Annotated in this window: 25 protein-coding genes; 9 read left to right on the top strand and 16 right to left on the bottom strand. The window is 38.7% G+C overall.

Annotated elements, in window-relative coordinates:
- Nucleotides 1-314: 314 nt before the first annotated feature.
- The 4 genes from FD29_RS00930 to parE form a co-directional block, all read right to left on the bottom strand.
- The gene (locus tag FD29_RS00930) at nt 315-1,253 is read right to left on the bottom strand and encodes a manganese-dependent inorganic pyrophosphatase (RefSeq protein ID WP_057887108.1); all 939 of its coding nucleotides are present in this window, start codon (nt 1,251-1,253) and stop codon (nt 315-317) included.
- Nucleotides 1,254-1,277: 24 nt separating this feature from the next.
- Nucleotides 1,278-2,234, bottom strand: coding sequence for a LysR family transcriptional regulator (locus tag FD29_RS00935; RefSeq protein WP_057887174.1), 957 nt, complete (start codon nt 2,232-2,234; stop codon nt 1,278-1,280).
- A 94-nt stretch (nt 2,235-2,328) separates the two neighbouring features.
- A complete protein-coding gene (gene parC / locus FD29_RS00940) occupies nt 2,329-4,773 on the bottom strand; it encodes a DNA topoisomerase IV subunit A (RefSeq protein ID WP_147007887.1) in 2,445 nt (814 codons plus the stop codon).
- A gap of 10 nt (nt 4,774-4,783) precedes the next feature.
- Nucleotides 4,784-6,784, bottom strand: coding sequence for a DNA topoisomerase IV subunit B (gene parE / locus FD29_RS00945; protein ID WP_057887109.1), 2,001 nt, complete (start codon nt 6,782-6,784; stop codon nt 4,784-4,786).
- A 205-nt stretch (nt 6,785-6,989) separates the two neighbouring features.
- Here parE and plsY point away from each other — a divergent pair, with 205 nt between their 5' ends.
- The 4 genes from plsY (at nt 6,990) to FD29_RS00965 (ending at nt 10,038) form a co-directional block, all read left to right on the top strand.
- Nucleotides 6,990-7,625 (top strand): glycerol-3-phosphate 1-O-acyltransferase PlsY, encoded by a 636-nt coding sequence (plsY, locus tag FD29_RS00950; protein WP_057887110.1) that lies wholly within the window; start codon nt 6,990-6,992, stop codon nt 7,623-7,625.
- Between the two features lie 300 nt (nt 7,626-7,925).
- Complete coding sequence (locus FD29_RS00955) at nt 7,926-8,627, top strand: DUF3862 domain-containing protein (RefSeq protein ID WP_057887111.1); 702 nt, start codon at nt 7,926-7,928, stop codon at nt 8,625-8,627.
- 50 nt (nt 8,628-8,677) lie between these two features.
- On the top strand, nt 8,678-9,193 hold the full coding sequence (locus tag FD29_RS00960) for a hypothetical protein (RefSeq protein WP_057887112.1): 516 nt from the start codon (nt 8,678-8,680) through the stop codon (nt 9,191-9,193).
- Nucleotides 9,194-9,444: 251 nt separating this feature from the next.
- Nucleotides 9,445-10,038 carry a hypothetical protein gene (locus tag FD29_RS00965; RefSeq protein WP_057887113.1) on the top strand — a complete coding sequence of 198 codons (594 nt, stop codon included), beginning with the start codon at nt 9,445-9,447 and terminating at the stop codon, nt 10,036-10,038.
- Nucleotides 10,039-10,163: 125 nt separating this feature from the next.
- On the opposite strand, the gene FD29_RS00970 is transcribed toward FD29_RS00965, so the two are convergent.
- From FD29_RS00970 to dprA, 6 genes are all read right to left on the bottom strand, one after another.
- Complete coding sequence (locus FD29_RS00970; protein WP_057887114.1) at nt 10,164-11,042, bottom strand: aldose 1-epimerase family protein; 879 nt, start codon at nt 11,040-11,042, stop codon at nt 10,164-10,166.
- Between the two features lie 9 nt (nt 11,043-11,051).
- Entirely contained in the window at nt 11,052-12,485 is a 1,434-nt protein-coding gene (gene hslU / locus FD29_RS00975) for an ATP-dependent protease ATPase subunit HslU (protein WP_057887115.1), read from the bottom strand.
- An 18-nt stretch (nt 12,486-12,503) separates the two neighbouring features.
- The gene (hslV, locus tag FD29_RS00980; RefSeq protein WP_057887116.1) at nt 12,504-13,028 is read right to left on the bottom strand and encodes an HslVU peptidase proteolytic subunit; all 525 of its coding nucleotides are present in this window, start codon (nt 13,026-13,028) and stop codon (nt 12,504-12,506) included.
- Between the two features lie 15 nt (nt 13,029-13,043).
- The gene (xerC, locus tag FD29_RS00985; protein WP_057887176.1) at nt 13,044-13,943 is read right to left on the bottom strand and encodes a tyrosine recombinase XerC; all 900 of its coding nucleotides are present in this window, start codon (nt 13,941-13,943) and stop codon (nt 13,044-13,046) included.
- A gap of 1 nt (nt 13,944) precedes the next feature.
- Nucleotides 13,945-16,032 (bottom strand): type I DNA topoisomerase, encoded by a 2,088-nt coding sequence (gene topA / locus FD29_RS00990; RefSeq protein WP_057887117.1) that lies wholly within the window; start codon nt 16,030-16,032, stop codon nt 13,945-13,947.
- A 111-nt stretch (nt 16,033-16,143) separates the two neighbouring features.
- Complete coding sequence (dprA, locus tag FD29_RS00995) at nt 16,144-16,959, bottom strand: DNA-processing protein DprA (RefSeq protein WP_057887118.1); 816 nt, start codon at nt 16,957-16,959, stop codon at nt 16,144-16,146.
- A gap of 179 nt (nt 16,960-17,138) precedes the next feature.
- Here dprA and FD29_RS11575 point away from each other — a divergent pair, with 179 nt between their 5' ends.
- The 5 genes from FD29_RS11575 (at nt 17,139) to FD29_RS01015 (ending at nt 20,646) form a co-directional block, all read left to right on the top strand.
- The gene (locus FD29_RS11575) at nt 17,139-17,453 is read left to right on the top strand and encodes a cupin domain-containing protein (RefSeq protein WP_235804238.1); all 315 of its coding nucleotides are present in this window, start codon (nt 17,139-17,141) and stop codon (nt 17,451-17,453) included.
- A 9-nt stretch (nt 17,454-17,462) separates the two neighbouring features.
- Entirely contained in the window at nt 17,463-18,005 is a 543-nt protein-coding gene (locus FD29_RS11580) for a helix-turn-helix domain-containing protein (protein WP_235804239.1), read from the top strand.
- Between the two features lie 67 nt (nt 18,006-18,072).
- Complete coding sequence (locus tag FD29_RS01005; RefSeq protein WP_057887119.1) at nt 18,073-18,864, top strand: Cof-type HAD-IIB family hydrolase; 792 nt, start codon at nt 18,073-18,075, stop codon at nt 18,862-18,864.
- Nucleotides 18,865-18,866: 2 nt separating this feature from the next.
- Complete coding sequence (locus FD29_RS01010) at nt 18,867-20,036, top strand: MFS transporter (RefSeq protein ID WP_057887120.1); 1,170 nt, start codon at nt 18,867-18,869, stop codon at nt 20,034-20,036.
- The gene (locus FD29_RS01015; protein ID WP_057887121.1) at nt 20,020-20,646 is read left to right on the top strand and encodes a sugar O-acetyltransferase; all 627 of its coding nucleotides are present in this window, start codon (nt 20,020-20,022) and stop codon (nt 20,644-20,646) included. Before FD29_RS01010 ends, FD29_RS01015 begins: the two co-directional genes overlap by 17 nt.
- Before the next feature lie 94 nt (nt 20,647-20,740).
- On the opposite strand, the gene FD29_RS01020 is transcribed toward FD29_RS01015, so the two are convergent.
- From FD29_RS01020 to FD29_RS01045, 6 genes are read right to left on the bottom strand one after another with little or no spacing between them, the layout of a single operon-like run.
- The gene (locus FD29_RS01020; protein WP_057887122.1) at nt 20,741-21,520 is read right to left on the bottom strand and encodes a ribonuclease HII; all 780 of its coding nucleotides are present in this window, start codon (nt 21,518-21,520) and stop codon (nt 20,741-20,743) included.
- A complete protein-coding gene (ylqF, locus tag FD29_RS01025) occupies nt 21,510-22,364 on the bottom strand; it encodes a ribosome biogenesis GTPase YlqF (protein WP_057887177.1) in 855 nt (284 codons plus the stop codon). The genes FD29_RS01020 and ylqF overlap by 11 nt, the downstream gene beginning before the upstream one ends.
- 21 nt (nt 22,365-22,385) lie before the next feature.
- Entirely contained in the window at nt 22,386-22,610 is a 225-nt protein-coding gene (locus FD29_RS01030; RefSeq protein WP_057887123.1) for a YozE family protein, read from the bottom strand.
- 12 nt (nt 22,611-22,622) lie between these two features.
- On the bottom strand, nt 22,623-23,216 hold the full coding sequence (locus FD29_RS01035; protein WP_235804240.1) for a YpmS family protein: 594 nt from the start codon (nt 23,214-23,216) through the stop codon (nt 22,623-22,625).
- Between the two features lie 2 nt (nt 23,217-23,218).
- The gene (locus FD29_RS01040; RefSeq protein WP_057887125.1) at nt 23,219-24,073 is read right to left on the bottom strand and encodes a GDSL-type esterase/lipase family protein; all 855 of its coding nucleotides are present in this window, start codon (nt 24,071-24,073) and stop codon (nt 23,219-23,221) included.
- A 56-nt stretch (nt 24,074-24,129) separates the two neighbouring features.
- On the bottom strand, nt 24,130-24,972 hold the full coding sequence (locus tag FD29_RS01045; RefSeq protein ID WP_057887126.1) for a DegV family protein: 843 nt from the start codon (nt 24,970-24,972) through the stop codon (nt 24,130-24,132).
- Nucleotides 24,973-25,435 lie beyond the last annotated feature (463 nt).

A 25,435-nucleotide genomic window follows, 5' to 3' on the forward strand; every position in this document is an offset into this window, starting at 1 on the left:
ATCAGAAAATTGAATCCGTCTTCAATAAAAGGAATCGGTTACATTTATATTGTTGGTAAATAATCGCTAAAAACATGATATATATTTAAAAAAATAGCTATTTTTTATTTTAAAATCAATTTCAACGAATATTCTAAGCTTGATCACTGATTTAAGTATAATAAACGACTGTAAAATCTTGATTAATTTCTTGTTAATTATCTGTATGTTTTGTAAAGGATATTGTTAAAAATTTACAAAAAAATCACCTCTGATTCAGTATTCTTGAACCAGAGGTGATTTTACACTAATAATCAATTGCACTTTTTTAGTTTTTAGTTAAATTGATCTGTCAATGGAGGAACGACTTGCTTCTTACGTGATACGACACCAGGCAAACTAGCTTTGTTGTCAGTAACTTTAGTATTCAAGGCTTTTTCAAATGTCTCAATAGCCTTGTCATCACCGATGATGATACCAGTTGTGTCACTTGTCAAAATGTTAGTAATTAGAAGTACGAACAAGTTGTAGCCCTTGTCAGCATTTTCAGCTTTGATATCGTTGACGAATCCTTCTTCACGTTTCAAAGTATCGTTAACATCAACTGTGTTTACTTGAGCAACACGGACAGAGTTGCCGTTCATGTCAAAACTCTTAGCATCCATATCGATAAGTTCTTGAGTTGACTTGCTGTCAAGGTTAGTACCAGCTTTCAACATTTCAAGACCATATGATTCGTAATCGATACCAGCAGTTTCAGCCAAGCTCTTCAAAGCAGCACGATCTTCATCAGTTGTTGTAGGTGATTTTAATAACAATGTATCAGAGATGATTGATGATGCCATGATAGCAGCGATTTGGCCAGGAATCTCAACATCATTTTCAAGGTACATCTTCCAAACGATTGTACTTACACAGCCAAGTGGTTCTGCACGATAGTACAATGGTTGAGTTGTTTCAAAGTTAGCGATTCTGTGGTGGTCAACTACGTGAGTAACTTCTACGTCGTCGATGTCAGAAACGCTTTGTTGTTTTTCGTTGTGATCAACAAGCATAACCTTTTTAACTTCACCATTGATGGCTGAGATAACACGTGGGTACTTAACGTTGAAATGGTCATAAACAAATTTTGTTTCTAGGTTTGGTTCACCTAAAGCAACGGCTTCAGTGTTGTAACCTAGTTGATTTTGTAAATATGAATAAGCAATAGCTGCTGAAACAGCATCTGTATCAGGATTTTTGTGTCCGAAAACTAATTCTTTTTCCTTTGGCATGTGTACGATACCCCTTTTTAAATTTTATCTAGAAGATTTTAGACGATCAATGTAACTCATTTCACTTAAAAAATTATCCCATTCATTCAGGAATTCTTCAATACGTGGAATCTTTTCTTTATCTTCTCGATATACAAATGATAAATCACTTGATATAGTCGGTTCAAGTGGCGTTTGATAAAGTTTAAACATTGATTGATGTGCGATGCAAAAACTCAATGGCAAAACCGTGTATATATCGTCAGATTCTTGAGCAAACTTCAAGAGTTGATAAGGCGATGAAAATCTCGCAACAACTTGCGGATAATCGACCAAAGCATCCCTGAAGCGTTCTCGCAATAATTCTGAGAAGTAATACGTCTTCAAATAGGTTGCCCATGGTTTAGCGATTGCATCTTTATAGCAGACTGACTTGCGCTTGCTGATCTTTTCGTTGTTGTGGATCAACATGATATTGTCGCTGATGATCTTCTTGGATTTGTAGACTTTCCAACTCTTGATATTTTTATCTGGTAAATACATGATGGCCAAGTCGATCTGATTGTTTTGAATGTTGTCCCACAATTCTTTTCGCGTCAATAAGTTCAAATCGATCACGACGTTTGGATTGATCCGGTTGTACTCAACGATAAAATCTTCGATCACAACGGACTCAGCTGTTGACAACAACCCGATACTGATCGTACCGCTCTTTTCAGATGACTCCTGTTGAATCTGATCGGTAACGTTGTTGATCAAATCAAATATTTGATGCGTAGCTTTCAACAGGGATGTTCCCGCGTCAGTCAGATAGATCTTCTTACCAACACTGTAAAACAATGGCGCTCCGACTACGTGTTCGATCTTTTTGATCTGCTGGGTCAAAGCTGGCTGCGTAATGCCTAACAACTGCGCCGTTTTAGTGTAACTCATGTTCTTGGTTAATTCATCGAAATAATTTAAAGCTTTGGAACTAAAGACTCTTCTTGATTTTTCGTCCAACAATAAGAGAATCCTCCTAGGTATTTATGAAAGTAAAAATTAATATATTCAATAAGATAATAATACTATATAAAACTAAAGTATGTTATTTATATCATTCTTTTTCATTAATTTTTTTCACAAATCTCACTGGAGTTCCATCAGTTGCTGGATCCATAATAAATGAGCCGTTGGAATAACGGTCGGTACTTTGATGACTAGCTCGATCGATTGCGATCTCTTGGTTAGCATCAGTCATGATCGAAATATCCATATCATTGGTGATATTAGTTACTAAACAAATTCGATGTGGCTGGCGTTTCAATTCACGCAAGGTCAAGACACCGCGACGAGCCCGACTTGTTACTGGAATCTCAGAAAGTTTCATTTGCTTGTATGAACCACGTTGAGTCAAGAGAGCAATTTTTTCACTCTCGTCACCAGCTAAGAAATAGCCGGCCAATTGGTCGTCAGTCTTGAGGCTGACAAATTTTACCCCGATAGCCTTACCACTGACTACCGGTACTTCAGAAACTGGGAATGCTGAGGCGTATGAATGTTTCGTAAAGACATAGATCAAGTTTTTAGCATCACTGTCGACATAATAAACGTCGAAAACTCTGCCAGTGCTTTCTTTTAATTTACAGTATTTTGAAGCTCTGGACTTGTATGTTCGTCCTGGCAATAGATCTTGGAAACTGACTTGCTTGATGTAGTTTTCATTCGTACCGATCAAGAAATTGCCAGTTTCTTTAAGGTCTTTGAAGACAAAGGCTTTGAGGATCGACTCATCGCTGTCCAAACCAATAACTTGAGACAAGTGGGAACCAGTATCCTTCCAACGACTATCTTCAATCTCAAAGACTTGTCGATAGATCAGATTTCCCTTGTCCGTAAAGATAAAGACATGGTCTAAAGTATTGGCATTCGTATCGATGATAGGATAATCTTCATCCTTTAAGCCATTGTCGTCAGCCGTTGAAGCTTGATATGACCGCAAACTGCTGCGTTTAACGTAACCGTCGTGACTGACCAACAAACGAACATCTTCACTAGCAACCATAACTCGCGTATCGACTTCAATTTCGGCAACTTTCGCTTCGATCTTAGTCCGACGGTCATCAGCATAAGTATTACGTACTTCACGCAATTCTTTCTTGATCACTTTCATCAAAGTCTTAGGATCTTCAATAATCTTAGTAAAGGTATCGATCTGGCTGTTCAACTCTTTGTCTTCTTTTTCCAACTCAGTAACGTCAGTATTAGTCAAACGATAGAGTTGTAAGGAAACGATAGCTTCAGCTTGTTCATCAGTAAATTTATACGATTTTATCAGATTAGTTTTGGCATCGGATTTATTCTTGCTGCCATGGATCGTCTTAATAACTTTATCAAGGATCGACAAAGCTTTGATCAAACCTTCAACAATGTGAAGGCGTTTTTTAGCTTTAGTAAGATCAAATTGACTGCGTCGTAAGACGACGTCTTTTTGATGTTCTATATATTCCTTCAGGATTTGAACTAAACCGACCTGTTGAGGACGCATGTCAGCAATGGCAACCATGTTAAAGTTGTACGAAATCTGTAAATCAGTGTTCTTGAACATGTAATTCAAAATTCCGTTAGCGTCAACATCGCGTTTCAACTCGATTACGATCGATAATCCTTGACGGTCGGATTCATCCCTAACTTCAGCGATTCCGTCGACCTTCTTTAGGACACGGATCTCATCCATTTTTTTAACTAATAAAGCTTTGTTGACTTCGTAAGGGATCTCAGTGATCACGATCTGTTGCTTGTGGCCACGGATCTCTTGGATCGTAGTCTTGGAACGCAAGAAGACTTTCCCACGTCCGGTCGTATAAGCATCCTTGATACCTGAAGCACCTTGTAAGATACCGCCAGTTGGAAAATCAGGACCCTTAACGATTGTCATCAATTCATCCAACGTCACATTAGGTTTGTCGATCATCCGAATCGTCGCATCGATGACTTCACCTAAATTGTGTGGTGGGATCTCAGTCGCATAACCAGCTGAAATACCAGTGGCACCATTGACTAATAGATTAGGAAATCTAGCTGGCAAAACTTTGGGTTCTTTTTCAGTGTCATCAAAGTTCCACTCTTCATCAACGGTATCCTTGTTGATATCACGAAGCATTTCACCAGATATTTTACTCAAGCGAGCTTCGGTATAACGCATCGCAGCAGGTGGATCACCATCCATTGAACCGTTGTTACCGTGCATTTCGATCAAAGGATTTCGTAATTTCCAATCCTGAGACAAACGAACCATAGCCTCATAGATCGAAGAGTCACCGTGGGGATGGAAATTACCCATAACGTTACCAACGCCCTTGGCTGACTTTCTAAAACCTTTGTCATAAGTATTGCCATCCAAATACATTGAATAGAGAATTCTTCGTTGAACTGGTTTCAAGCCATCACGAATATCTGGCAAAGCTCTTTCTTGAATAATTGATTTTGAATATCTCGCAAATCGATCTCCCATGATTTTTTCGAGCGAGATATCTTGAATTTTAGGAGAATTTTCAGTCACTATTTATCACCTATTCCTTATTCAATAAATCGTCAACGATTTGACTGTCGATGGGATCAGTATCATCGACCTTTTCCAAAATGTTGTCTCCTTCTTCGGTACCATTGAAACGAACATTCTTTTCGATCCAGTCACGTCTAGGCTTAACTTTATCGCCCATCAACGTCGTAACACGTCTTTCAGCGATAGCAGCGTCGTCAATGTTGACTCTGATCAGGATACGGTTTTCAGGATCCATAGTTGTCTTCCAAAGTTGGTCGGCATTCATTTCACCTAAACCTTTGAATCGTTGTAACTCGTAACCTTTACCCATCTTCTTGATACCAGCTTGCAATTCATCTGGTGTCCAGGCATATTCGATCTTTGTCTTAGCTCCTTTGCCCTTTTGTAGCTTGTACAAAGGTGACAAGGCAATATAGACATGTCCAGCTTCGACTAAAGGACGCATGTAACGGTAGAAGAACGTCAACAACAAGATTTGAATATGTGAGCCATCATCATCGGCATCGGTCATGATAATAACTTTGTCATAATTGCGGTCTTCTAGTTTAAAGTCTGCTCCAACGCCGGCACCGATCGTATAGATCATCGTGTTGATTTCTTCATTCTTGTAAATATCTTCCAGCTTGGCTTTTTGAGTATTCAAAACTTTACCACGCAATGGCAAGATAGCTTGGAATTTACGATCTCGACCTTGTTTAGCTGAACCACCGGCGGAATCACCCTCGACTAGGAACAATTCATTCTTAGCGGGATTCTTCGATTGAGCAGGAGTCAATTTACCAGACAATAATCCATCGGTCTTTTTATTCTTCTTGCCGCTGCGGCTGCTTTCACGAGCTTTTCTAGCAGCATCCCGAGCTTCACGAGCTTTCAATGCCTTTTTGACTAGCATTTGAGCCTGCTCGCCGTTTTCCATCAAGTAAAAACTCATTTGTTCGTAGACAAGTTGATCTACAGCTGAACGAGCTTGAGGAGTTCCTAGTTTACCTTTGGTTTGACCTTCGAATTGCAAGATCTCTTCAGGGATCCGAACAGAAATAATAGCTGAAAGTCCTTCACGAACATCGCTACCTTCCAAATTCTTGCTATTCTCTTTCAACAAGCCAACTTTACGAGCATAATCGTTGAACGCTTTGGTCAAACCAGATTTCATTCCGGCTTCGTGCGTACCACCATCACCAGTTCGAACGTTGTTGACAAAAGAAATAATGTTTTCCGAATAACCGTCATTATATTGACCGGAGAATTCGATCTCCATACCGGAATTCTCGCCTTCAACATAAAAAATACCACCTAAGGTATCCTTGTCTTCGTTCAAATATTTAACAAATGACTGAATACCGTCTTCATAGTGGAAAATTTCTTGTTTCTCTTCGGCACCACGTTTGTCAGTGATTGTGAACTTAACGCCCTTCAAGAGAAAGGCTGATTCCCGCAATCTTTCTGCTAACGTGTCGTAATTGTATTTAGTTGTTTGGAAAATTTTGGCATCCGGTTTAAAACTGATAGTTGTTCCGTTACCTTCTTTAGTCGTCCCAGTCTTCTTCAAAGTTCCTACTGGGTGACCACCATTTTCAAAACGTTCTTCATAAACTTTGTGGTCACGCACAACTCGAACAGTCATCCATTCCGACAAAGCATTAACGACTGAAGAACCAACACCGTGCAATCCACCGGAAGTTTTGTAACTATTCTCAGAGAATTTACCACCGGCATGCAAGACGGTTAAGATAACTTCAATAGTCGGTTTACCAGAAGCATGCATCCCCGTAGGCATTCCACGTCCATGGTCAACTACGGTGATACTGCCATCTTGATTGATCGTAACGTTGATCTCTTTACCGAAGCCTGACAGAGCTTCATCGACCGCGTTATCAACTATTTCATAGACCAAGTGATGTAATCCACGTGAATCTGTGGAACCAATGTACATACCAGGTCTTTTTCGTACAGCTTCTAATCCTTCAAGGATTTGAATTGACGAATCATCATAAGATGATTTTGGCATTTATATCATTCCTTTTCATTTACTACTAGCGACATTCTAGTATTATAACACTATTCACAATATACGAATATACGTTCGTATTCAAGAGAAATCTTTTACTTTTGGCTAAAATAGTAGATAATATCTAAGTTGGTATTTATAATTCTGTTAAAATACCATAGAGTTACAATATACCAAAAAATAAAGCTAAGAGAGTGATTTTTTAATGAAACTTCTCATTTGTATAATTCTGGCCTATTTAATCGGATCGTTTCCAACTGCTTATTTAGTCGCCAAAATATTTTTTCACAAGAACATTTTTGAATACGGCAGCGGCAACGTTGGTACAACTAATGCCTACCGTGTTCTAGGTAAAGTCGCCGGAACTGTTGTTTTGGTCATCGATATTCTAAAAGGTACTCTAGGAGCTTTGATGCCAGTTTTCTTCGGACTCGATCATCATTTAGTCTTGTTCGTCGGTATCTGTGCCGTAGTTGGCCACTGCTATTCGATCTTTTTAAAATTCCGTGGTGGCAAGGCCGTCGCTACAAGTGCAGGGATCTTGTTAGCTTATAACCCATTATTATTCGTAATTTGTTTTATTTTCCTAGCTATGATCGTTTATGTAACTAGCATGGTCAGTGTGGCTAGTTTAACAACCATCTTATTCTTCACCATTGCGACCTTCTTCTTGCACGACTGGATCCTTACAACCGTCGCAATTATTATTACTGTCATTATTTATTATCGCCACATCCCTAATATCAAGCGTTTGCTCAAAGGTCAAGAAAATCTCGTTCCTATTGGTCTGAGATACAAGAAACAACAACGCGAAGCTGCTGAAAAGAAAGCTGACAAATAATTATTTTACAGAGTGCAACAGAACTCGGTTACCTCCCGAGCAATAATAGCAAAGGCCTCAATATTCGCATTATGAATATTGAGGCCTTTACTATTATGCACAAAAAGTTGAGTTCTGTTGCACATTTATGGCTGCATGTTTAATTTAATGAAAAATATAGTTTTGTCACAAGTCCCTTTTATGTGCCTTCAATCCGTAAAGTCGAATAATTAAGACTTATTTTTTGCTTATAAAAGCACATTTATTTCCTGTTACTGATAAAATATTAGTAAAGCGTTATCAGTTAAGGGGGAGCCTTTCATGGATAATAACAATTTACCGACAAGAACACAATTGCACCGGTCTCAAAAGAAAACTAAAAAACATTTTTACAAGCGTTGGTGGTTTTGGGGAATAATCTTTATTCTGTTACTCGCTGCTGGTGGTTTCGGTGGAATGAAAATGACTTCTACTGGCCCTTTCAGTCAAAAGACTACTAAAGTGGCTAAGAAAAAAGCTACTCCCAAAAAGAAAGTCGCCAAGAAAACTGGTCTGACACTCAAACAATACAACGGAATTTATTTGAGCCAAACTGACGGCTTGAGCCAAGAGATCCTTGGTAAACTTTTCGGCGAACCTAATTCCACTTCAACTAGCACCGTCCAAAATATTTCAACTAATGTCGTCACTTGGAACAAGATTGCTGACGGTCAACTAGGATCGAATCTGACAGTCAATTTCACTAACGACCATGCTATCAGTAAAGCTATCACTGGTCTGAAAGTAACTCGGAACAAGAAATTATCTTTAGCCGACTACGAAAAAATTCAAAATGGCGACTCTGAAACCCAATTATTGCAAAATCTAGGCAAACCCAACGGTTATGCTGAAAGTTCTGTCAATAACACGACACAAAAGGAATACACCTACTCCAGTGGTCTCAAAGGTGAAACTGGCGCCAACTTTATCGTCACGATCACTAATGATACGGTCAGTGGTAAAAGTCAAACTGGATTAAAATAAGTCCATGAAGCTACTCTTTTAGGGGGTAGCTTTTTTAAGGGGATCATTTAATGAAAACACACAATAAATGGGTGATAGTACTTTTGATCATCGTTGGAGCAATCAATATTTGGCATTTTGGTGGTGATCTTTTACACGGTCAAGTCAATAATGACGCCAAGACAACACAAACAACTAAAAAAGCTAATCAAAAAAAACCATTCAATGCCAAACCTACTTCAAAGAAAAAAGCAACCAATGAGGACGCCTCAGAAACTGATACTACTGACGATCAAGACAAAGTCATCGACAATGTTGAACAAAATCACGCTGAGGACCAAACGCATTCGTCTGAAAGTAACTGGGATTTGACCCAAGCCAATGCTACCGAATTTGGTATTGAAGATGTTCAAACCGTCCAAAGCAACGTCGGTTCTATTTATAGCTCCAAATACCTCCCTGACCAAGGGATGAGTTACACGTGGGAGAATCGATTCGGAACCTTTATTCGTGTTGATGATGAGAATAACCACATCACTTCTGTTTATTTGCACGATCAAAACGATCCTCAGAATGCTAATTATTAAATGACAAAGGCCCCACAATATTATCGATATTGCGGGGTTAAATATTGACATAACTTTATGTTGAATTGATCCATAGAATCAACTTGTCAGCACTATTCATCATTCTAAAATATAAAAAAGTTAAGATTCTCTATAACAACACGCTTTCGATTATCCGAGTACTTTTAATACTATATACTGTAGTGTTATTATTTTAGTAGTAATTAGTATATTCTGTCAAAGAATAAAAAAATAATCTGGGGGATATCAAAATGAAACGTATCATTGCTTCTGCACTATTAATTGCTACTACCCTTTCGTTAGCAGCATGTTCAAATACTAAATCCACAGCTTCATCCACTGAGAAAAGGGACAAAACTATTCAAGTTTCTAAAAAGAAAACTGCTCCCAAAAAGACATCTTCAAGTAAGAAGACGTCTGCTAAAAAAGTCGCTAATAAGGCTAATAATAATTCTGATCAACAACCGACGGATCAGAATACCAACTCACAAGCTAACAACACTCAACAAGCTCAAAATCAAACTCCTGCCCAATCCCAACAGGTAGCTGATGCAAAAAATACTAACAACCAACCCGATCAACAGTCGCAAGCTCAGAATAACCAAAATACACAACAACAGGCCGGTGGTATTTCATATGATGAAAATACTTTGACGGGATTCGTTAACAAGTATGGTGAATCCCCTGCTGCATACAAGGTCGAGCATGAGGGTATGTCAACATTACAAGCACTGCAAAGCACACCGGATAATATGAAAACATTTGGTGAGAAACAAACTCAACAAGGAATGGAGAATGGATCATTGAATCCTGACGGTAGTGCTTCAAATCAATTTGGATATTAGAAAAGCCATTAAAACGTACCAAAAAAGGCTTTAAAACTATAAAAAAATAAAGCCCCAACATCCGCTAAGAGTGTTGGGGCTTTAAGTATATACAAAACTATTTAAATTTACGAAAAATCGTAAGCTTATTTAATGCTAATTGAATAATATGCTTCAAATTGTTCCTTAGGAGCAAGCTTGTTGATAGCATACTTATTCTTGAAGTCATTGTCGCTGTCAACTTTATCAGCGATACCCCACCATGGTTCGATACACATGAACTTACCATTATCATTAGGATAAGTTGACCACATACCGAAAAACTTAGCATTACCAGTATCTAAGATCACGCGATGACCCGACTTGTCACTATCAATAGTAACTTCTGCTGGTTCATTCAAACGATAAATAACCGCATCGTCGACGAAGTATTCACGTGACATGTTAAAGTCTTGGTTTTCAACCTTAACTTCATTGTTTAAGTCAACTTGACTGCCAACCAGTGGAATTCTTGTTCTTGATTCAGCTGGAGCTACTTGAACTTTGTAATCTTCAAAGTTCAAACCTCTATCGAATGGGACGTTGAAGCCAGGGTGTGCGCCAATTGAGAAATACATATCCTCTGATTCTTCCATACTGTCAACTAAGTAAGAAACTTGGATCGTATCTTTGATAAGTTGATAAACAATGCGTAATTTGAAGTGATATGGATACTTTTCCAAACTAGCGGCACTAGTCGTCAAACTCAAAACTAACTTAGTATCAGTTTGGGAATCGAGTTCAAATTCTTGGTCACGGGCAAAGCCATGTTGAGACATTTGATATTCTTTGCCGTCAACAAAATAATGATCATCCTTTAAGCGACCAACGATTGGGAACAATACTGGTGCGTGTCGTTTCCACACTTCGGGATCCGCTTGCCAGATAAATTCTGAATCTTCGTTATTCGTGATGCTGTTCAATTCAGCACCGAATGAATTAACTTTTACAGTTAAGAAATCGTTCTTCAATTGATAGACTGTCATTTTTTCCCCCTAAAGAATATAACGTGAAAGGTCTTGGTCAGCAGCAATCTTACCAACTTGTTCACGAACATATTCTCGCGTAATAGTAATATCGCCCATTTGCATGTCAGGACCTTCATAAAGGATATCAGCTAAGATCTTCTCCAAAACAGTTGAAAGACGTCTAGCACCAATATTCTGATTACTATTATTTAGTTCAAAAGCAATTTTTGCAATCTCTTCGACAGATTCTTTAGTAAAAGTTAAATGTATTCCGTCTGTTCGTGTAAGCGCTACATATTGCTTAGTTAAAGCATTATCTGGTTTAGTCAAAATTTGTACGAAGTCATCTTCAGTCAAATCTTGCAGTTCAACTCTAATTGGGAAGCGTCCTTGAAGTTCAGCAATCAAATCACTTGGTTTGCTTTCAGCAAAAGCACCTGAGGCGATAAAGAGAATGTGATCAGTGTCAACTGGACCATATTTAGTATTGATTCTTGAACCTTCAACGATAGGCAAGATATCACGTTGAACCCCTTCACGGGAAACTTCCCCAGAAGTCTTCTTGTCGCCAGCAGCGATTTTATCAAACTCATCAATGAAGATGATCCCATTGTTTTGAGTCTTTTCGATTGCTTTTTGATAAATTTCATCGTGATCGATCCGCTTTTGTGATTCTTGTTGGATCAACAATTCACGTGCATCGTGAACTGGTAAAGTTCTAGTGATCATCTTTTTAGGCATCAAGGAGTCCATCATACCGCTCATGTCGACACCCATTTGGCCCATTTGATCATCCATTGGTCCAACTTTTTTAGATTCTTCGACTTTGATCGTAACTTCTTCGTCTTCCAACAAACCCTTGTCGAGTTGTTCTTTGACGCTGAGACGTTCATTACGAACTTCATCAGTAACTTCAGCATTGCTATCAGGATCGTCATCGTTGTTAGCCGCATTTTCAAAGATGTTGCCTAGACTTTGATTACCATTTTGCATGTTGTTGAGCATACTCATGAAGTCATTGTTATTTTGTTTTTGTTCCTTTTTAACACCGGGAGCCAACAACTTAACTAATTTCTTATCCACGTCACGACGAACTTCTGGTCTGATCTCGTCGATTTTATCTTTTTCGACCATTGAAACTGCCACGCTGACAAGGTCACGTACCATGGACTCTACATCACGACCGACATAACCAACTTCAGTAAACTTAGTAGCTTCAACTTTGACAAATGGCGCTTTGACCACTTTAGCCAAACGTCTGGCGATTTCAGTTTTACCGACACCAGTAGGTCCGATCATCATAAGGTTCTTGGGTGTGATCTCTTGTTGCATTTTCTTTGGTACTTGCATCCGACGATAACGGTTGTACAAAGCAATCGCTACGGCCTTTTTAGCATCTGTTTGACCAATAATGTAATTGTCTAATTGAGCAACAATTTCTTTTGGTGTTAATGTATCCATTTATTATTAATCTCCACTCTAAAATTTATCTGAAATAATATTTTCGTTAGTAAAAATATCAATACTTGATGCAATTTTAATTGCTTCGACAGCGATTTGTTGTGCATCCATATCCTGAGCGTGTCTTTGCATGGCAATGGCTGCCGCTTGGGCAAAGTTACCACCAGAACCGATAGCTACTACATCCTCATCAGGTTCGATAACTTCGCCGCTACCTGAAATCAACAAGAGATTATCCTTGTCCATTGCAATCAACAAAGCTTCTAGTTTTTGAAGAGTTGGATCTTTTCTCCAGTCTTGAGCTAGTTCAACTGCAGCACGTTTTAAATTACCTGAGTAGGCTTTGAGTTTCTTTTCCAGCCAATCTTGCAAAGTAATAGCATCTGCTACACCACCAGCAAAACCAATGATAACTTTGTCATCATAGATTCGTCTTACTTTGTGAGCAGTCCCCTTCATAATATATTTTTCACCCATTGTAACTTGGCCATCACCGGCGATTGCGGTGTGGTTATCATGCTTAACAGCAACTATTGTAGTCATTTAATAACCTTCCTCTTATCTTGGAAAATATTTTTTATAATCTTTTTGTAAATGTTCCATTGTTACGTGCGTGTAAATTTGAGTCGTCGAAAGACTGGCGTGTCCCAAGAGTTCCTGGACCGTCCTCAGATCAGCACCATGTTCGAGCATGTGCGTAGCAAAGGTATGACGTATCATATGCGGATGAATATCAGATGTCAAGCTAGTTTTCTTGATTATTTGATTCAAAATATATTCAATTCCACGACTAGTCAATTTTCTACCACGATTATTTACAAAAACATACTGATGGTCTTGATGATTTTTCGTCATCAAAACTTTTCGACCTTGATCAAAGTAAGTTTCTAATGCGCTCCTAGCATAGCTTCCAAAGGGAACATAACGATCCTTGTCGCCTTTACCATGAATTAAAACGATTCCATTAGAAAAATCCAATTGATCTAATAATAGATTAGCACACTCACTGACCCGCATGCCAGTGGCATAGAGCAATTCTAATAAAGCTGAGTTTCTTTGTGTCAGCGGGTCATCCCCTTTGACAGCTTCAAACAGCTGCGTCATTTCCTTTTCATAGAAGAAATGGGGCAACTTTCGGCCTTTATGACGCAATTGTACTAGATCGAATGGATTCGACTTGCGGTAATTATTTTTAACCAAAAAGTTATAAAACGACCGTAACGCCGAGATCCTTCTAGCAATCGTCTCTGAGGCATAATTTTGCTCATCTAAATAAGTCAAATAAGTTTCGACGTCGACTCGTTGGATCGGTGTGAAACCATTGAAACCACCGTTTTTAGACAAAAAAGAAACAAAATTATCTATATCTTCTAAATAAGATTTTTTTGTCTCTTTTGAGTAATGATGATTAACCATTAAATTCTCAACAAATTTATCGATTAAATCTTGTTCTATCATTTTATTTTTGAATGTCCTCTTCATAATCTCCGTTTGGACAGAGTACTTGGCGACCACCTTTAACTTTCTTTTCAACTAAGTAGTGGCCATCTTTTGGACAGTCGCGTCCAATTGGTTTATCCCATGAAACGAAGTCACAGTCTGGATATCTAGAGCAGCCGTAGAAAATACGGTTCTTCTTAGATTTTCTTTCGATAACTTGGCCCTTCTTACACTTAGGACAAATTACGCCGATTTCCTTAACGATTGGCTTAGTATTACGACAATCTGGGAATCTTGAACAAGCGTAGAACTTACCATAACGCCCCATCTTGATGACCATTGGAGCACCACAGATATCACAGTCCATCCCGGCCGGTTCATCTTTGATCTGAACTTTTTCGATCTTGTCTTCAGCGGATTCAAGTTCTTTAGCAAAAGGCTTGTAATAGCGGTCAACGACTTTGACCCAGTTTTCCTTACCTTCTTCAATATTATCGAGTTCATCTTCTAGGTGAGCCGTGAAGTCGATATTAACGATATCTGGGAAGTAAGCTTGGATCAAGTTGTCGACAATCTCGCCTAATTCAGTTGGTTCAAAACTCTTACCATTCAACTTAACGTAATAACGACGTTGGATCGTGTCGATAGTAGGCGCATAAGTTGAGGGACGACCAACGCCATTTTCTTCCAAAGCTTTAACTAATGAGGCTTCGGTAAATCTTGCTGGTGGCTGTGTGAAGTGTTGAGCCGGATCATTAGTTTGCAGCTTAGCACTGTCATTTTCAGCTAATTCGGGCAAAATATTGTCTTTCTTAGCCGTTTCACTGGTACTTTGGTAAACCTTACGGTAACCTTCGAATTTCATCTTAGAACCATTAGCTCTAAACATTACGCCGTTTTGTGACAAATCAACTGTCATTGTGTCATAAATAGCTGGTGTCATTTGACTAGCAACGAATCTTGACCAAATCAAACTGTAAAGTCTGAATTGATCACGACTCAAGATTTCTTTCAAAGAAGCTGGTGTTCTCATAACGGATGAAGGACGGATAGCTTCATGGGCGTCTTGAGCACCTTCTTGGTTCTTATCCTTACGTTCTTTGACGGCTGCGAAAGGTTCACCGTATTCTTCGTGAATGAATTTTGAAGCCTCTGCTTCAGCGACTTTAGAAATACGCTTGGAATCAGTACGCATGTAAGTGATCAAACCTACGGTACCTTCCTTGCGACCCAAGTTGATTCCTTCATACAATTGTTGAGCGATCATCATGGTCTTTCTAGTCTTGAAGTTCAAACGTTTGTTAGCCTCTTGTTGCAGTGAACTGGTTGTAAATGGAGCGGCTGGCATACGTTTACGTTCTTTTTTAGTAACTTTGTCGATATTGAAATCTTTTTTCTTATCGACCTTGCCTAAAACCATTTGAACATCGTCATTGTTTTTAAGTTCAGCTTTTTTACCGTCTAAACCGTAAAAATTAGCTTTGAATTTATCTTTGCCATGTTTGAAAGTTGACTCGATCGTCCAGTATTCTTCTGGAACGAATTTCTTGATGGCATTTTCACGTTCAATGACTAGCTTCAAGGCAATCGACTGTACTCGTCCAGCACTGAGGCCTTTTTTAACTTTAGCCCATAAGATTGGGGAAATTGAGTAACCAACTAATCGATCCAAAACACGTCTAGCCTGTTGAGCATCAACTAGGTTCATATCGATCGAACGTGGTGTTTTGAAAGCTTGTTTAACTTTATCTTTAGTAATTTCATTGAAGACAACGCGGTTCTCACCGTTTTCATCTAATCCGAGCAAGTGGGAAACATGCCAAGCAATGGCTTCCCCTTCACGATCCGGATCGGCTGCCAGATAAACTCGTTTAGCCTTTTTGGCTTCCTTCTTCAAATCTTTAATAACCGGACCTTTACCACGAATGGAAATGTATTTTGGTTCGTAGTCATGTTCGATATCTACACCCATTTGACTCTTAGGCAAATCTCTGACGTGACCCAAACTAGCTACGACGTGATAATTACGTCCCAAGTATTTTTCAATTGTTTTTGCTTTTGAGGGTGATTCTACGATCACCAAATTCTTCTGCTTTGCTGCTGGCACGTAAAGTGCTCCTTTCCAATGAATCAATTAAAACTGTCAATATATTAATCACTGATTTTTATTTTGTCAATTTAAAAGATAAAAATAATCCTTAAATCAACTATTCTAATCTCAAATATTATTAAAATCGAGCAGTGGGGTGGCACCTTGTTCGATCAATTTGTTGCAACCGACCGAAAATTCATCCCCCACTCGTCCTGGAACCGCTATGACCTCACGCCCTTGATTCAACGCCAGATCAGCGGTGATCATCGAACCACTTTTGGCTTGAGCTTCAGTTATGATAACTTTTTGACTCAAACCGGCAATGATCCGATTACGCTGCGGAAAATGCCACGGTTCAATATTGCTGCCTTCAGGATACTCACTGATGACCAAGCCATTTCTACTGACCTGTCTTTGCAGCATCATATTATTAGCTGGATAGGCAACATCCAAGCCACTGCCAATGACCCCGATAGTCTTACCGAAACGCAAGGCTTCTTCGTTGGCCATTGAATCAGCGCCTTTAGCCAAACCGCTCACAATAGTATAACGATTTACCAATCGGGGAACAATACTAGCAATGCAACTAAAACTGTAATCTGTCGCATGACGTGAGCCAATGATTGCGATGCAATCAGTTTTAAGTAAAGCAATATTTCCCGAAAAAAACAAGAGTGCCGGTGGATTATAAATCGTACGCAGCATTTGTGGATATGCTTCATCTAAATAATTTATTGCTTGATATTTCGTCTGTAGATTCTTGCTAAATAATAGAAGAAACTTTTCAAATTGCAAATTGTCTAGTTCTTTTTTCAACAAATTAAAAGTTTCACTCTCTAGATTAGCACTATTAATTGATAATTTAATAATTTTTAGCATTATTTGGTTAGAAACCATCCCGGTCATTCGACATCTGATCAAGAATTTAGTTAATTTTGTCATCGTAAAAATCACTCCCTTTGCGACAAATTACGCAGTGAATATCAAAAATTTACGAGTCTCAAAATATCGCTTAAAATTATTGGTCAAAAGGTTATTTATCCTATTAAATAGCTTTATTAATTTTGTTTAATAAGATAATATGTGAAGTATCCTATTATATAAAGCACAGGTAGTTATCCATGAAAATAATCTATGAAAATGTCCAAACGATTGCTCAATTGCCCTTCAAATATTTTGAACATGATTCCACCAAAGAAATCATCGTTGCTCCCCATTGGCATCAAGGTATCGAGATCAATTATTTGATTGCCGGTAACGATTTGAATTTTGTCATCAACGGTAAAACGACCACGTATCATCCTGGCGATATTTGGACGATAAATCATCGTGATATTCACAGTGCCCGTAGCTTAAAACCAGCTCATTATTTGGAATTCGGCTTGATAATTGACGACGATTTTTTACAACACCAAGTTCCTGCCAGTAAAAATTAGCACTTAAATATGTCATGTAAAAATACTCGCCAGCAGGACTCACTGACAAAAGTCCAAGGACAATTATCAAACATCAGACAACTGCTAAAACAACCGTTAACAGATCTATCGCGTTTAGAGATCATGAGCTGCTTTTACGGTTTGTTACACGAATTGGGAGCAAACTTCAATCAACCACAAATATCCCCAACGACTAACCCTAATCTTCCGTTATTAAACACTGTCATGTCTAACATCAACCAAAATTACGCTGAAAATATCGATGGCAATACTTTGGCTGAACAATTCCACGTCTCACTGACTACTTTGAACAAACAATTCAACTTCAACATACAAATGTCCGTCAATCGTTACTTACGGATGATTCGCTTGATGAATTCGCGTAAATTACTACTGGAAACCGATTGGACTATCGATTATATCGCTGCCAGTTGTGGTTTTTCGAGCAACAAAACCTTTAATCGAAATTTCAAAGCTTGGAAAGGACTCACTCCGAGTGAATATCGGGCCTGTTTTGCCCAAGATCACAAAATTGACACCAACTGCTTATAAAAATGTCCCTTAAAGGTCTCTTTGGCATGCTAAACTACGGTCATCAATTATTAATGAGGTAATGAAAATGATTAAATTAATTGCAACTGACATGGATGGAACCTTTTTGCGCGACGATATGACTTACGATGAAGCCAAATTCGATAAACTCTATCAAAAATTACAATCACAACAGATTCAATTCGTTGTAGCCAGTGGAAATCAATATTTTCAATTGAAATCTTTTTTCAAGAAATATCCTGATATTATTTATATTTCTGAAAATGGTGCCTTGATCCGTCAGCGTGATAACACCTTGAGCAAGCACTCTTTTACGAAAGAAACAGTCCAAACAGTACTTGAAAAGCTTCAAGCTATTTCCAATTTGAAATTACTCGTCTGTGGAGAAAAAAGTGCTTACACTCTAACTACTACTGACCCCAAGCACGTAAAAAAAATGCGTAATTACTATCATCACTTGGATGTGATCGAGAATTTCGACCAAATCGATGATGACGTCTTAAAATTTGCCATCACTTGTCCTGACGAGCAAACCGATGAAATCGTTGAAACGCTAAAAACTGCTTTAAAAGGCTTAGCTGAACCAACTAGCAGCGGACACGGAGATATCGATGTGATCCAGTTAGGAATGAACAAAGCAGCTGGTTTAAAGGAACTAGGAAAAATCTTAGATATCGACTTGAGTGAAATGATGGCCTTTGGTGACGGAGGCAACGACTTAGAAATGCTACGTGAAGTTGGCTGGGGCGTTGCGATGGAAAATGCTCAACCAAAAGTCACTGCTGTTGCAGATCAAACGACTGCGGACAATCAAAACCAGGGTGTTTTACAAAAAATCGAAGAATTCTTGGCTAACTGATAATGAAACAGATACCACTTAAAACTACCGCCAGTATTCTTGCCCTCTCAACGGTCAGTGGAATTACGACTATCATAACCGGCATCATCCCGCAACTAAAGAAAGCCTTTCCAACTATTCCAACTACTGTCATCGAATGGATCGTAACGATTGCTAACTTCAGTGCTCTTTTAACTTTAATGCTCAACCCTTCATTAACTAAAAAATTTGGCATTAAAAAAATCGTCATCATCGGTTTACTCCTCAGTGCACTGATGGGCATAGTACCAGCAATGACGAATAATTTTTATTTGGTCATGATCAGTCGCATTCTTTTAGGTTTAGGGGTTGGTCTCTTTTCACCTCACGCGATTGGTTTGATTGCTCATACTTATTATGGTGACACGCGTGCCCGTCTGTTAGGCTATCAAACTGGCTTATCAGCTTTAGGAAACGCATTTCTTTTAGGGATGGCCAGTCTTTTGATCAGTCTAGATTGGCACTTGGTCTTTTGGCTGTACATTGTCCTTTTCTTAGTTGCTTGGTTGATTTTTTCCTTTGTCCCCGAACCCATCAAGGAGCCAGTGACAACAGTTCAAAAATTAGTGCACTTGCCTAAACGACAGTGGCAATTGATAGTCTTAACTTTTATCACTTATCTTCTGATCTGGGGCGTTCAACTGAATCTACCAAGTTATTTTGAGAACCGACACTTAGGCAATGCTCAAGTTCTCAACCTAACGCTCTCAGCCATGAATATCGGCGGATTATTGGCAGGACTGACTTTTGGTCGTTTATACAAACACTTACAACGTTTCACACTGACTTTAGGCTACGTTGGAGCCGGTATCGCCATAGTTATTTTATGGTCCACCAACGATACTAATATAGCTATCGGTTCGGCCATCTTCTTTAATTTTATTTACTCCTATACTGGACCCTACTTAGTCTTTACTAGCAACGATGGTCTGAAGAAAAATCAAGTCAATACCATCAGCAGCTACTTGACTATCGCCACGATCATCAGTGCCTTTTTTGCTCCGTTAGTCTGGAATCTGTTGGGAAAAATCGGTCCGTTAAGCTTGATCGATAACGTCTTACTCTGGATCATTATCAGTTTATTTTTACTAGCCATTTTAACTATCATTTCACAGTCAGCGAAAGGAAGTATTTCAAATGAAACCAAGCAATAATAATCACAGATTGCATACTGGAGAACTCTATTTGCCCGACGATCCTAAATTGGAACAAGAACAAACCGATTACATGGAAAAAGTCTACGATTATAATCAAACTCGCCCCAATGAAAAAGAAAAACGTCAACATTTACTCAAGGAGATGTTCACTGATATCGGTCCTGACTGCTATATCGAACCACCCTTTCACAGTAGTTTTGGTGGCCACCATGTCCACTTTGGCAAACACGTCTACGCTAACTTCAATCTGACCCTTGTCGACGACACCCACATTTACGTTGGCGACTACACAATGATGGCTCCTAATGTTACTTTAGCAACTGCTGGCCACCCCATTTGGCCATCCTTACGTCAAAATTACTATCAATACAACGCCCCAGTCCACATCGGTAAAAATTGTTGGCTAGGAACTGGCGTGATCGTTCTACCAGGTATAACTATTGGTGACAATGTTGTCGTAGGAGCTGGTAGTATCGTTACTAAAGATTTACCTGATAACGTCGTTGCCGTTGGTAATCCAGCACACATTCTCCGCAAGATCGGTGAACATGACCGTGAATACTACTTTAAGAATCGCCAAATCGACCCCGAACTCTTCGAAGACTAACCACACGCTTTTACCCTCCTCAAAAAATAATAAAAATAGCTCCAGAAATCGTTAAGCTGATTTAACAATTTCTGGAGCTATTTTAGTGTCACTGTTACTTAGAATACAACTTATCAACATTTCTGACTGGTGAAAAACTCAAGCGATGAATCTTCGTTCGACCGACTTCTGCCAAGGCCTCAAGGTGTTTCTTAGTCCCATAGCCGTCGTTTTGTTCAAAATCAAACTCAGGGTAAATGTGACTATACATCGTCATTAGACAGTCTCTGGCCACTTTAGCTACGATACTAGCTGCTCCGATACTGATAGATTTAGCATCGCCTTTGATCAATTTAGTCTGTTTGATATCAACTGGTATGGTCATCGCATCGACTAAAATATGATCGGGTTTGAGATACAAACGATTGATCGAATCGGCCATCGTCAATTCAGTCGCATGATAAATATTTTCAGTATCGATCAAGTGCGGACTACCAACAGCTACACTGATATCAATGGCCTGATCACAGATCTGTTTGTACAATTCAGCTCGCTTAGTCCGTGACAATTTTTTGGAATCGTCAACTTCGTACAAAGTATTATCAGCTGGTAAAATAACGGCTGCCGTCACAACTGGTCCAGCTAATGGTCCTCGACCAACTTCGTCCACTCCAGCAACTGTCAAATTGTTTTGCCAAAATGGTTTTTCCAAAAATTCTTTGTGATGGAATCGCTCGATCAAGTCCTGTTGATGTTGCTGTTTTTTGTGAAATTGTTCTAACAATTTTTGAACGCCAGTCCGTGAGTCGTCAGCCAATTCAGCCAACAAAACACTGTCGACAGACTCATTCAAAAGCAATTCTTTAACTTCTTTGATCGTATATTTACTCTTCATAAAATTCTCCGGGAACGTCAAACGTTAAACGTCCCAGCTTCAATTTGCGGACATCGTCGATGATCCTTCTGGATGCTCGGTCATAATCTTCTTTATAGCCAAACTTCTTAGTCAAGTTCATCAACAACTCTGGAGTCGTGTGATTGAAGATATCTGCATTAGTTAAGCCGTAGCCTTCTTGTAATTGCTCCATATAGTGGGTCTCAAGGAAATTTAAGGCATAGATGGCAACATCATCAGGAGCATAGATTTTATCCTTGATAGCGCCTGAGAGAGCCAATTTCATCCCTACTTTTGGATCATCGATCTTAGGCCATAAAATACCGGGAGTATCCAAAAGGTCGATACCAATGTTAGTCTTCAACCAATTTTGATTCTTTGTTACGCCAGGTTTATTCCCAGTCACGGCAACGTTTTTACCGACCATACGATTCAAAATAGTTGATTTACCAACGTTAGGAATTCCCACGCACATCGCCTTGATCTGATAATTCTTAACGCCATTTTTCTCATAGCGTTCAATTTTTTCGGACAATTCTGAACGGATCAAACTCTTGATCTTGCCTAAGCCTTTGTTGTGCTTAGCGTCAAGTTCGATCGATTCAGTCCCCTCTTGTTCAAAATTTAATTTCCAGTCGGCTGTGATCTTAGGGTCAGCTAGATCAGACTTATTCAAGATAATGATGTGCTTCTTTTGATCGATGATTTGTTCCAAAACGGGATTTCTCGATGAAAAAGGTAGTCTTGCATCAACGATCTCAAGTACGATGTCGACTAATTTCAATCGATCTTGTACTTGATTTTTTGCCTTGTTCATATGCCCCGGATACCATTGTAGTGCCATTCCCATCACCTATTTTCTCATTTATTTTCTATCTATCTCTTGATACTTTTGATATGCTTCATCAAAAATCGTCATACTAGGTAAATATCCAGCATTCAACTCCAAGTAATCTGATAACTTTTGATAATTTTCTTCTTGCTTAGGAAAAGATACGTCCCGAAAGGCATTGTTGGCAAACTCCGCCTCAGGTTCAACGCTTTCCGAATTGCGAAGAGTCATTAAAAACTCATAAAAACTACGTTTCATATCTGCTCCTTCCTATTGATTATTCGTAATTTTACTATTCATTACTTCAAATGACAATTTGTCATTCTTCAAATCAATATTTTTAGCTCGGATACCGTAACCCTCTTTGGTTGTAAACTTAGTGAATTTCAACAAGATGGTTTTCTTGCCACCGTCGATACTTACCCACTCGGGAGTTTTAAAACTATTCTTAATATAATTCATAACAAAGGAAATTGGCAATGATAAACTGCCGATCTTCATCTCTTTAGCCTTTAAGAGTACATCCCCATTTGTTTTGGCGTAAGGTTGCATCAAAATTGTAAAGTGGATCTTAGCTCCCAAAAAGGCGATCGAACCGGTCAATTCGGCATCATTCTTCAAGATCAATTGATAGTCCGTCTTGCCGTCATTCAACGTGTGTTTCAAATAATACTGAGCCATTTTGTTGGCTTCTTGTTTGTTCATGTTCACTGTAAAGACTTTGCTATCGTCATTTGCAATCTTCGATGAAACTTGATAGTTGTCAGTTGGCGAGCTCAATACTTTCGTACCAATGATCCCCAGACCAACGACGATGATCGCTACTAAAGCGATAAATGCATATTTCCAATAATTTCTCTTCATGATTATTTATAAAGCCACTCCTTTGTTGTCCCACTTACTTGTTCAAATACTTTGTCAGTCATCATATCATAACCGGTCCCATTAGGGTGGAAGTGGTCTTTCTTGTAAAGATATGGATTGACACCATCTTTTTTAACTTTGTTGTTGACCTCTTTGGTCTGATACAAATTATTGATATCAACGAAATGAGTATCGTTAAAAGTCGATGCCACCTTAGCGGAACCTTTGTTCCAATTGACAAACGCAATTTTGGCATTCTTGACGTTGCTGAGGTAGATACTGAATGGATTGTAGATACCGATCAAATAAATCGGTGCCGTCTTGTTGTAGCCTCTGATATCAGTTAATAAAGTCGTCAATCGCTTGTCGAATTTGACTTGTTCGTCCGCAATGTCGCCTTCGGTCAAGTCTAGACCCTTACGTTGCAACAAGTGCATAAAGTCGTTTCCACCGACAGTTACCGTAATGATATCGGCTTTGGGAAGATCTCGGTGCATCTTTTTGTTTGAATGCATCCGCGCCATGATCTGAGTACTTGTGTCGCCAGATACGCCGTAGTTATAGGCTTGCGTTGGAACATCATACTTTTTTTGAACCTTTTGTTTCAGACGCGTCACATATCCGCCACCGACTGACTTGGAATCACCAACACCTTGAGTCAAGGAGTCACCGATCGCTACGATACTGATATTTTTCTTCTTAGGGATGACCTTCTTTTTTGGTTTACTTGTTTTAGTCTTCGTATTAACGACTTGAGCTTGTTCCTGGTGATTATTATTGACCAGATAATAAGCTCCACCGCCAATCGCAATTAGAACTACTATGATAACAATGATCCAAATACTTTTTTTCTTCATTTATTAATCCATCTTTCAAAAAAAAGCCGATGCAATAATCATCAGCTTTTTACCTTTTACTCTGTATAAAATTCAATTGCAAAGGCACCGGACCCAGCGTGCGTCGCGATGACCGGACTGGTTACTCTGATCAACAGCGGTACGTCAGGTACAATCTCTGCCAATTTAGCTTTTAATTCGTTTACATAATCCATTTTGTCAACATATGAGATACCAATGGCTTTGATATTTTCTAGACCTTTGATCTCGTCAATTACGCCACTCATATATTTCTCAATCGTCTTGCGACCACGGCCACGTTTAACGACATCCAAGCTGTTATTTTTAACTATCAATACCAAATTGATATTTAAAATTGTTGACAAAGTTCCCGCAAACTTGCTTAAACGGCCACCACGAAGGATGTTTTCAATACTTGTAACACCCATGTACAATTTAGTATTGTCACGGACCTTTTCAACTGCTGCTTTGATTTCGGCAACTGATTTACCTTCTTGAGCCAACTTTGCAGCCTTTAGAACTTGGAAACCTTGGGCACGGTCAGTGAACTGAGTATCGATCACTTCCATGTGACGGTCGGTCATTTCAGCTACTTGTCTAGCAGCGTTGATTGTACCACTGATTGCTGGTGTCATGATCAATGCCAAAATATCAGTATAATCGTCAGGAACTTCATCGATCACTTTCATGAAAGTACCGATTGAAGGCTGTGATGTTTTGGGAAGATCTTTTGAAGCGTCCATTTCACGAACGAACTCTTCTCTAGTTATATTAACACCGTCAGTGTAAGTTTTTTCATCGATACTGATTGTCAAAGGTACGATACCAATATCGTATTTTTCTATTTCTTCTGGAGTTAATTGTACCGACGAATCGGCAAGGATTTTTACTTTACTCATTTTATCCCTCTTTCATAGGGTCTTAGTTCTTAATTTCTTCAATTATACCAATAATATAGCCGTTTTGAAAAAGCTCTTTTATATCAAGCGTTTCTATTGTCATTTTTTCATGGCTACGAATACGGCTCAAAGATACACTTAAACTAATAATAGCCCATAATCTTGCTGATTGTGGGTTTAATAGCTAGAACTTATTTTATCATTTATTAAGCATCTTGTTTACTGATTTTTTTATACCAAATATTAATCGATCATCAAAATAACATGTTAAATGAAATTGGTCCAACTTGCTATCAAAACTGCTATACACAAAATTATTCCGATCCAATAGCCTATTATGATCACAATATCTTTGTAATTTGGCTTTGCTTGGTGCCTATATTTTTTCATAATACTATCGCTCCACTTCTTTAAAACCATGTTAACATTCTTTCACTTGCTCAATAGCTACGGAATAAATTCT

The sequence above is a fragment of the Companilactobacillus mindensis DSM 14500 genome, assembly GCF_001434275.1.
GTDB classification, from domain to species: Bacteria; Bacillota; Bacilli; order Lactobacillales; family Lactobacillaceae; genus Companilactobacillus; species Companilactobacillus mindensis.

Bases quoted from the DNA above. Each gene is read 5' to 3' on its own strand.
- FD29_RS01030 (WP_057887123.1), bottom strand. From the start codon at position 22,610: ATGAAACGTAGTTTTTATGAGTTTTTAATGACTCTTCGCAATTCGGAA.
- FD29_RS01020 (WP_057887122.1), bottom strand. From the start codon at position 21,520: ATGAAGAGTAAATATACGATCAAAGAAGTTAAAGAATTGCTTTTGAAT.
- dprA (WP_057887118.1), bottom strand. From the start codon at position 16,959: ATGACAAAATTAACTAAATTCTTGATCAGATGTCGAATGACCGGGATG.
- FD29_RS01045 (WP_057887126.1), bottom strand. From the start codon at position 24,972: ATGAGTAAAGTAAAAATCCTTGCCGATTCGTCGGTACAATTAACTCCA.
- FD29_RS00965 (WP_057887113.1), top strand. From the start codon at position 9,445: ATGAAACGTATCATTGCTTCTGCACTATTAATTGCTACTACCCTTTCG.
- FD29_RS01035 (WP_235804240.1), bottom strand. From the start codon at position 23,216: ATGAAGAGAAATTATTGGAAATATGCATTTATCGCTTTAGTAGCGATC.
- hslU (WP_057887115.1), bottom strand. From the start codon at position 12,485: ATGGATACATTAACACCAAAAGAAATTGTTGCTCAATTAGACAATTAC.
- FD29_RS00930 (WP_057887108.1), bottom strand. From the start codon at position 1,253: ATGCCAAAGGAAAAAGAATTAGTTTTCGGACACAAAAATCCTGATACA.
- hslV (WP_057887116.1), bottom strand. From the start codon at position 13,028: ATGACTACAATAGTTGCTGTTAAGCATGATAACCACACCGCAATCGCC.
- xerC (WP_057887176.1), bottom strand. From the start codon at position 13,943: ATGATAGAACAAGATTTAATCGATAAATTTGTTGAGAATTTAATGGTT.
- ylqF (WP_057887177.1), bottom strand. From the start codon at position 22,364: ATGGCACTACAATGGTATCCGGGGCATATGAACAAGGCAAAAAATCAA.
- parE (WP_057887109.1), bottom strand. From the start codon at position 6,784: ATGCCAAAATCATCTTATGATGATTCGTCAATTCAAATCCTTGAAGGA.
- FD29_RS00955 (WP_057887111.1), top strand. From the start codon at position 7,926: ATGGATAATAACAATTTACCGACAAGAACACAATTGCACCGGTCTCAA.
- FD29_RS01040 (WP_057887125.1), bottom strand. From the start codon at position 24,073: ATGAAGAAAAAAAGTATTTGGATCATTGTTATCATAGTAGTTCTAATT.
- FD29_RS01005 (WP_057887119.1), top strand. From the start codon at position 18,073: ATGATTAAATTAATTGCAACTGACATGGATGGAACCTTTTTGCGCGAC.
- FD29_RS00970 (WP_057887114.1), bottom strand. From the start codon at position 11,042: ATGACAGTCTATCAATTGAAGAACGATTTCTTAACTGTAAAAGTTAAT.
- plsY (WP_057887110.1), top strand. From the start codon at position 6,990: ATGAAACTTCTCATTTGTATAATTCTGGCCTATTTAATCGGATCGTTT.
- FD29_RS00960 (WP_057887112.1), top strand. From the start codon at position 8,678: ATGAAAACACACAATAAATGGGTGATAGTACTTTTGATCATCGTTGGA.
- FD29_RS01010 (WP_057887120.1), top strand. From the start codon at position 18,867: ATGAAACAGATACCACTTAAAACTACCGCCAGTATTCTTGCCCTCTCA.
- FD29_RS01015 (WP_057887121.1), top strand. From the start codon at position 20,020: ATGAAACCAAGCAATAATAATCACAGATTGCATACTGGAGAACTCTAT.
- FD29_RS11580 (WP_235804239.1), top strand. From the start codon at position 17,463: ATGTCATGTAAAAATACTCGCCAGCAGGACTCACTGACAAAAGTCCAA.
- FD29_RS11575 (WP_235804238.1), top strand. From the start codon at position 17,139: ATGAAAATAATCTATGAAAATGTCCAAACGATTGCTCAATTGCCCTTC.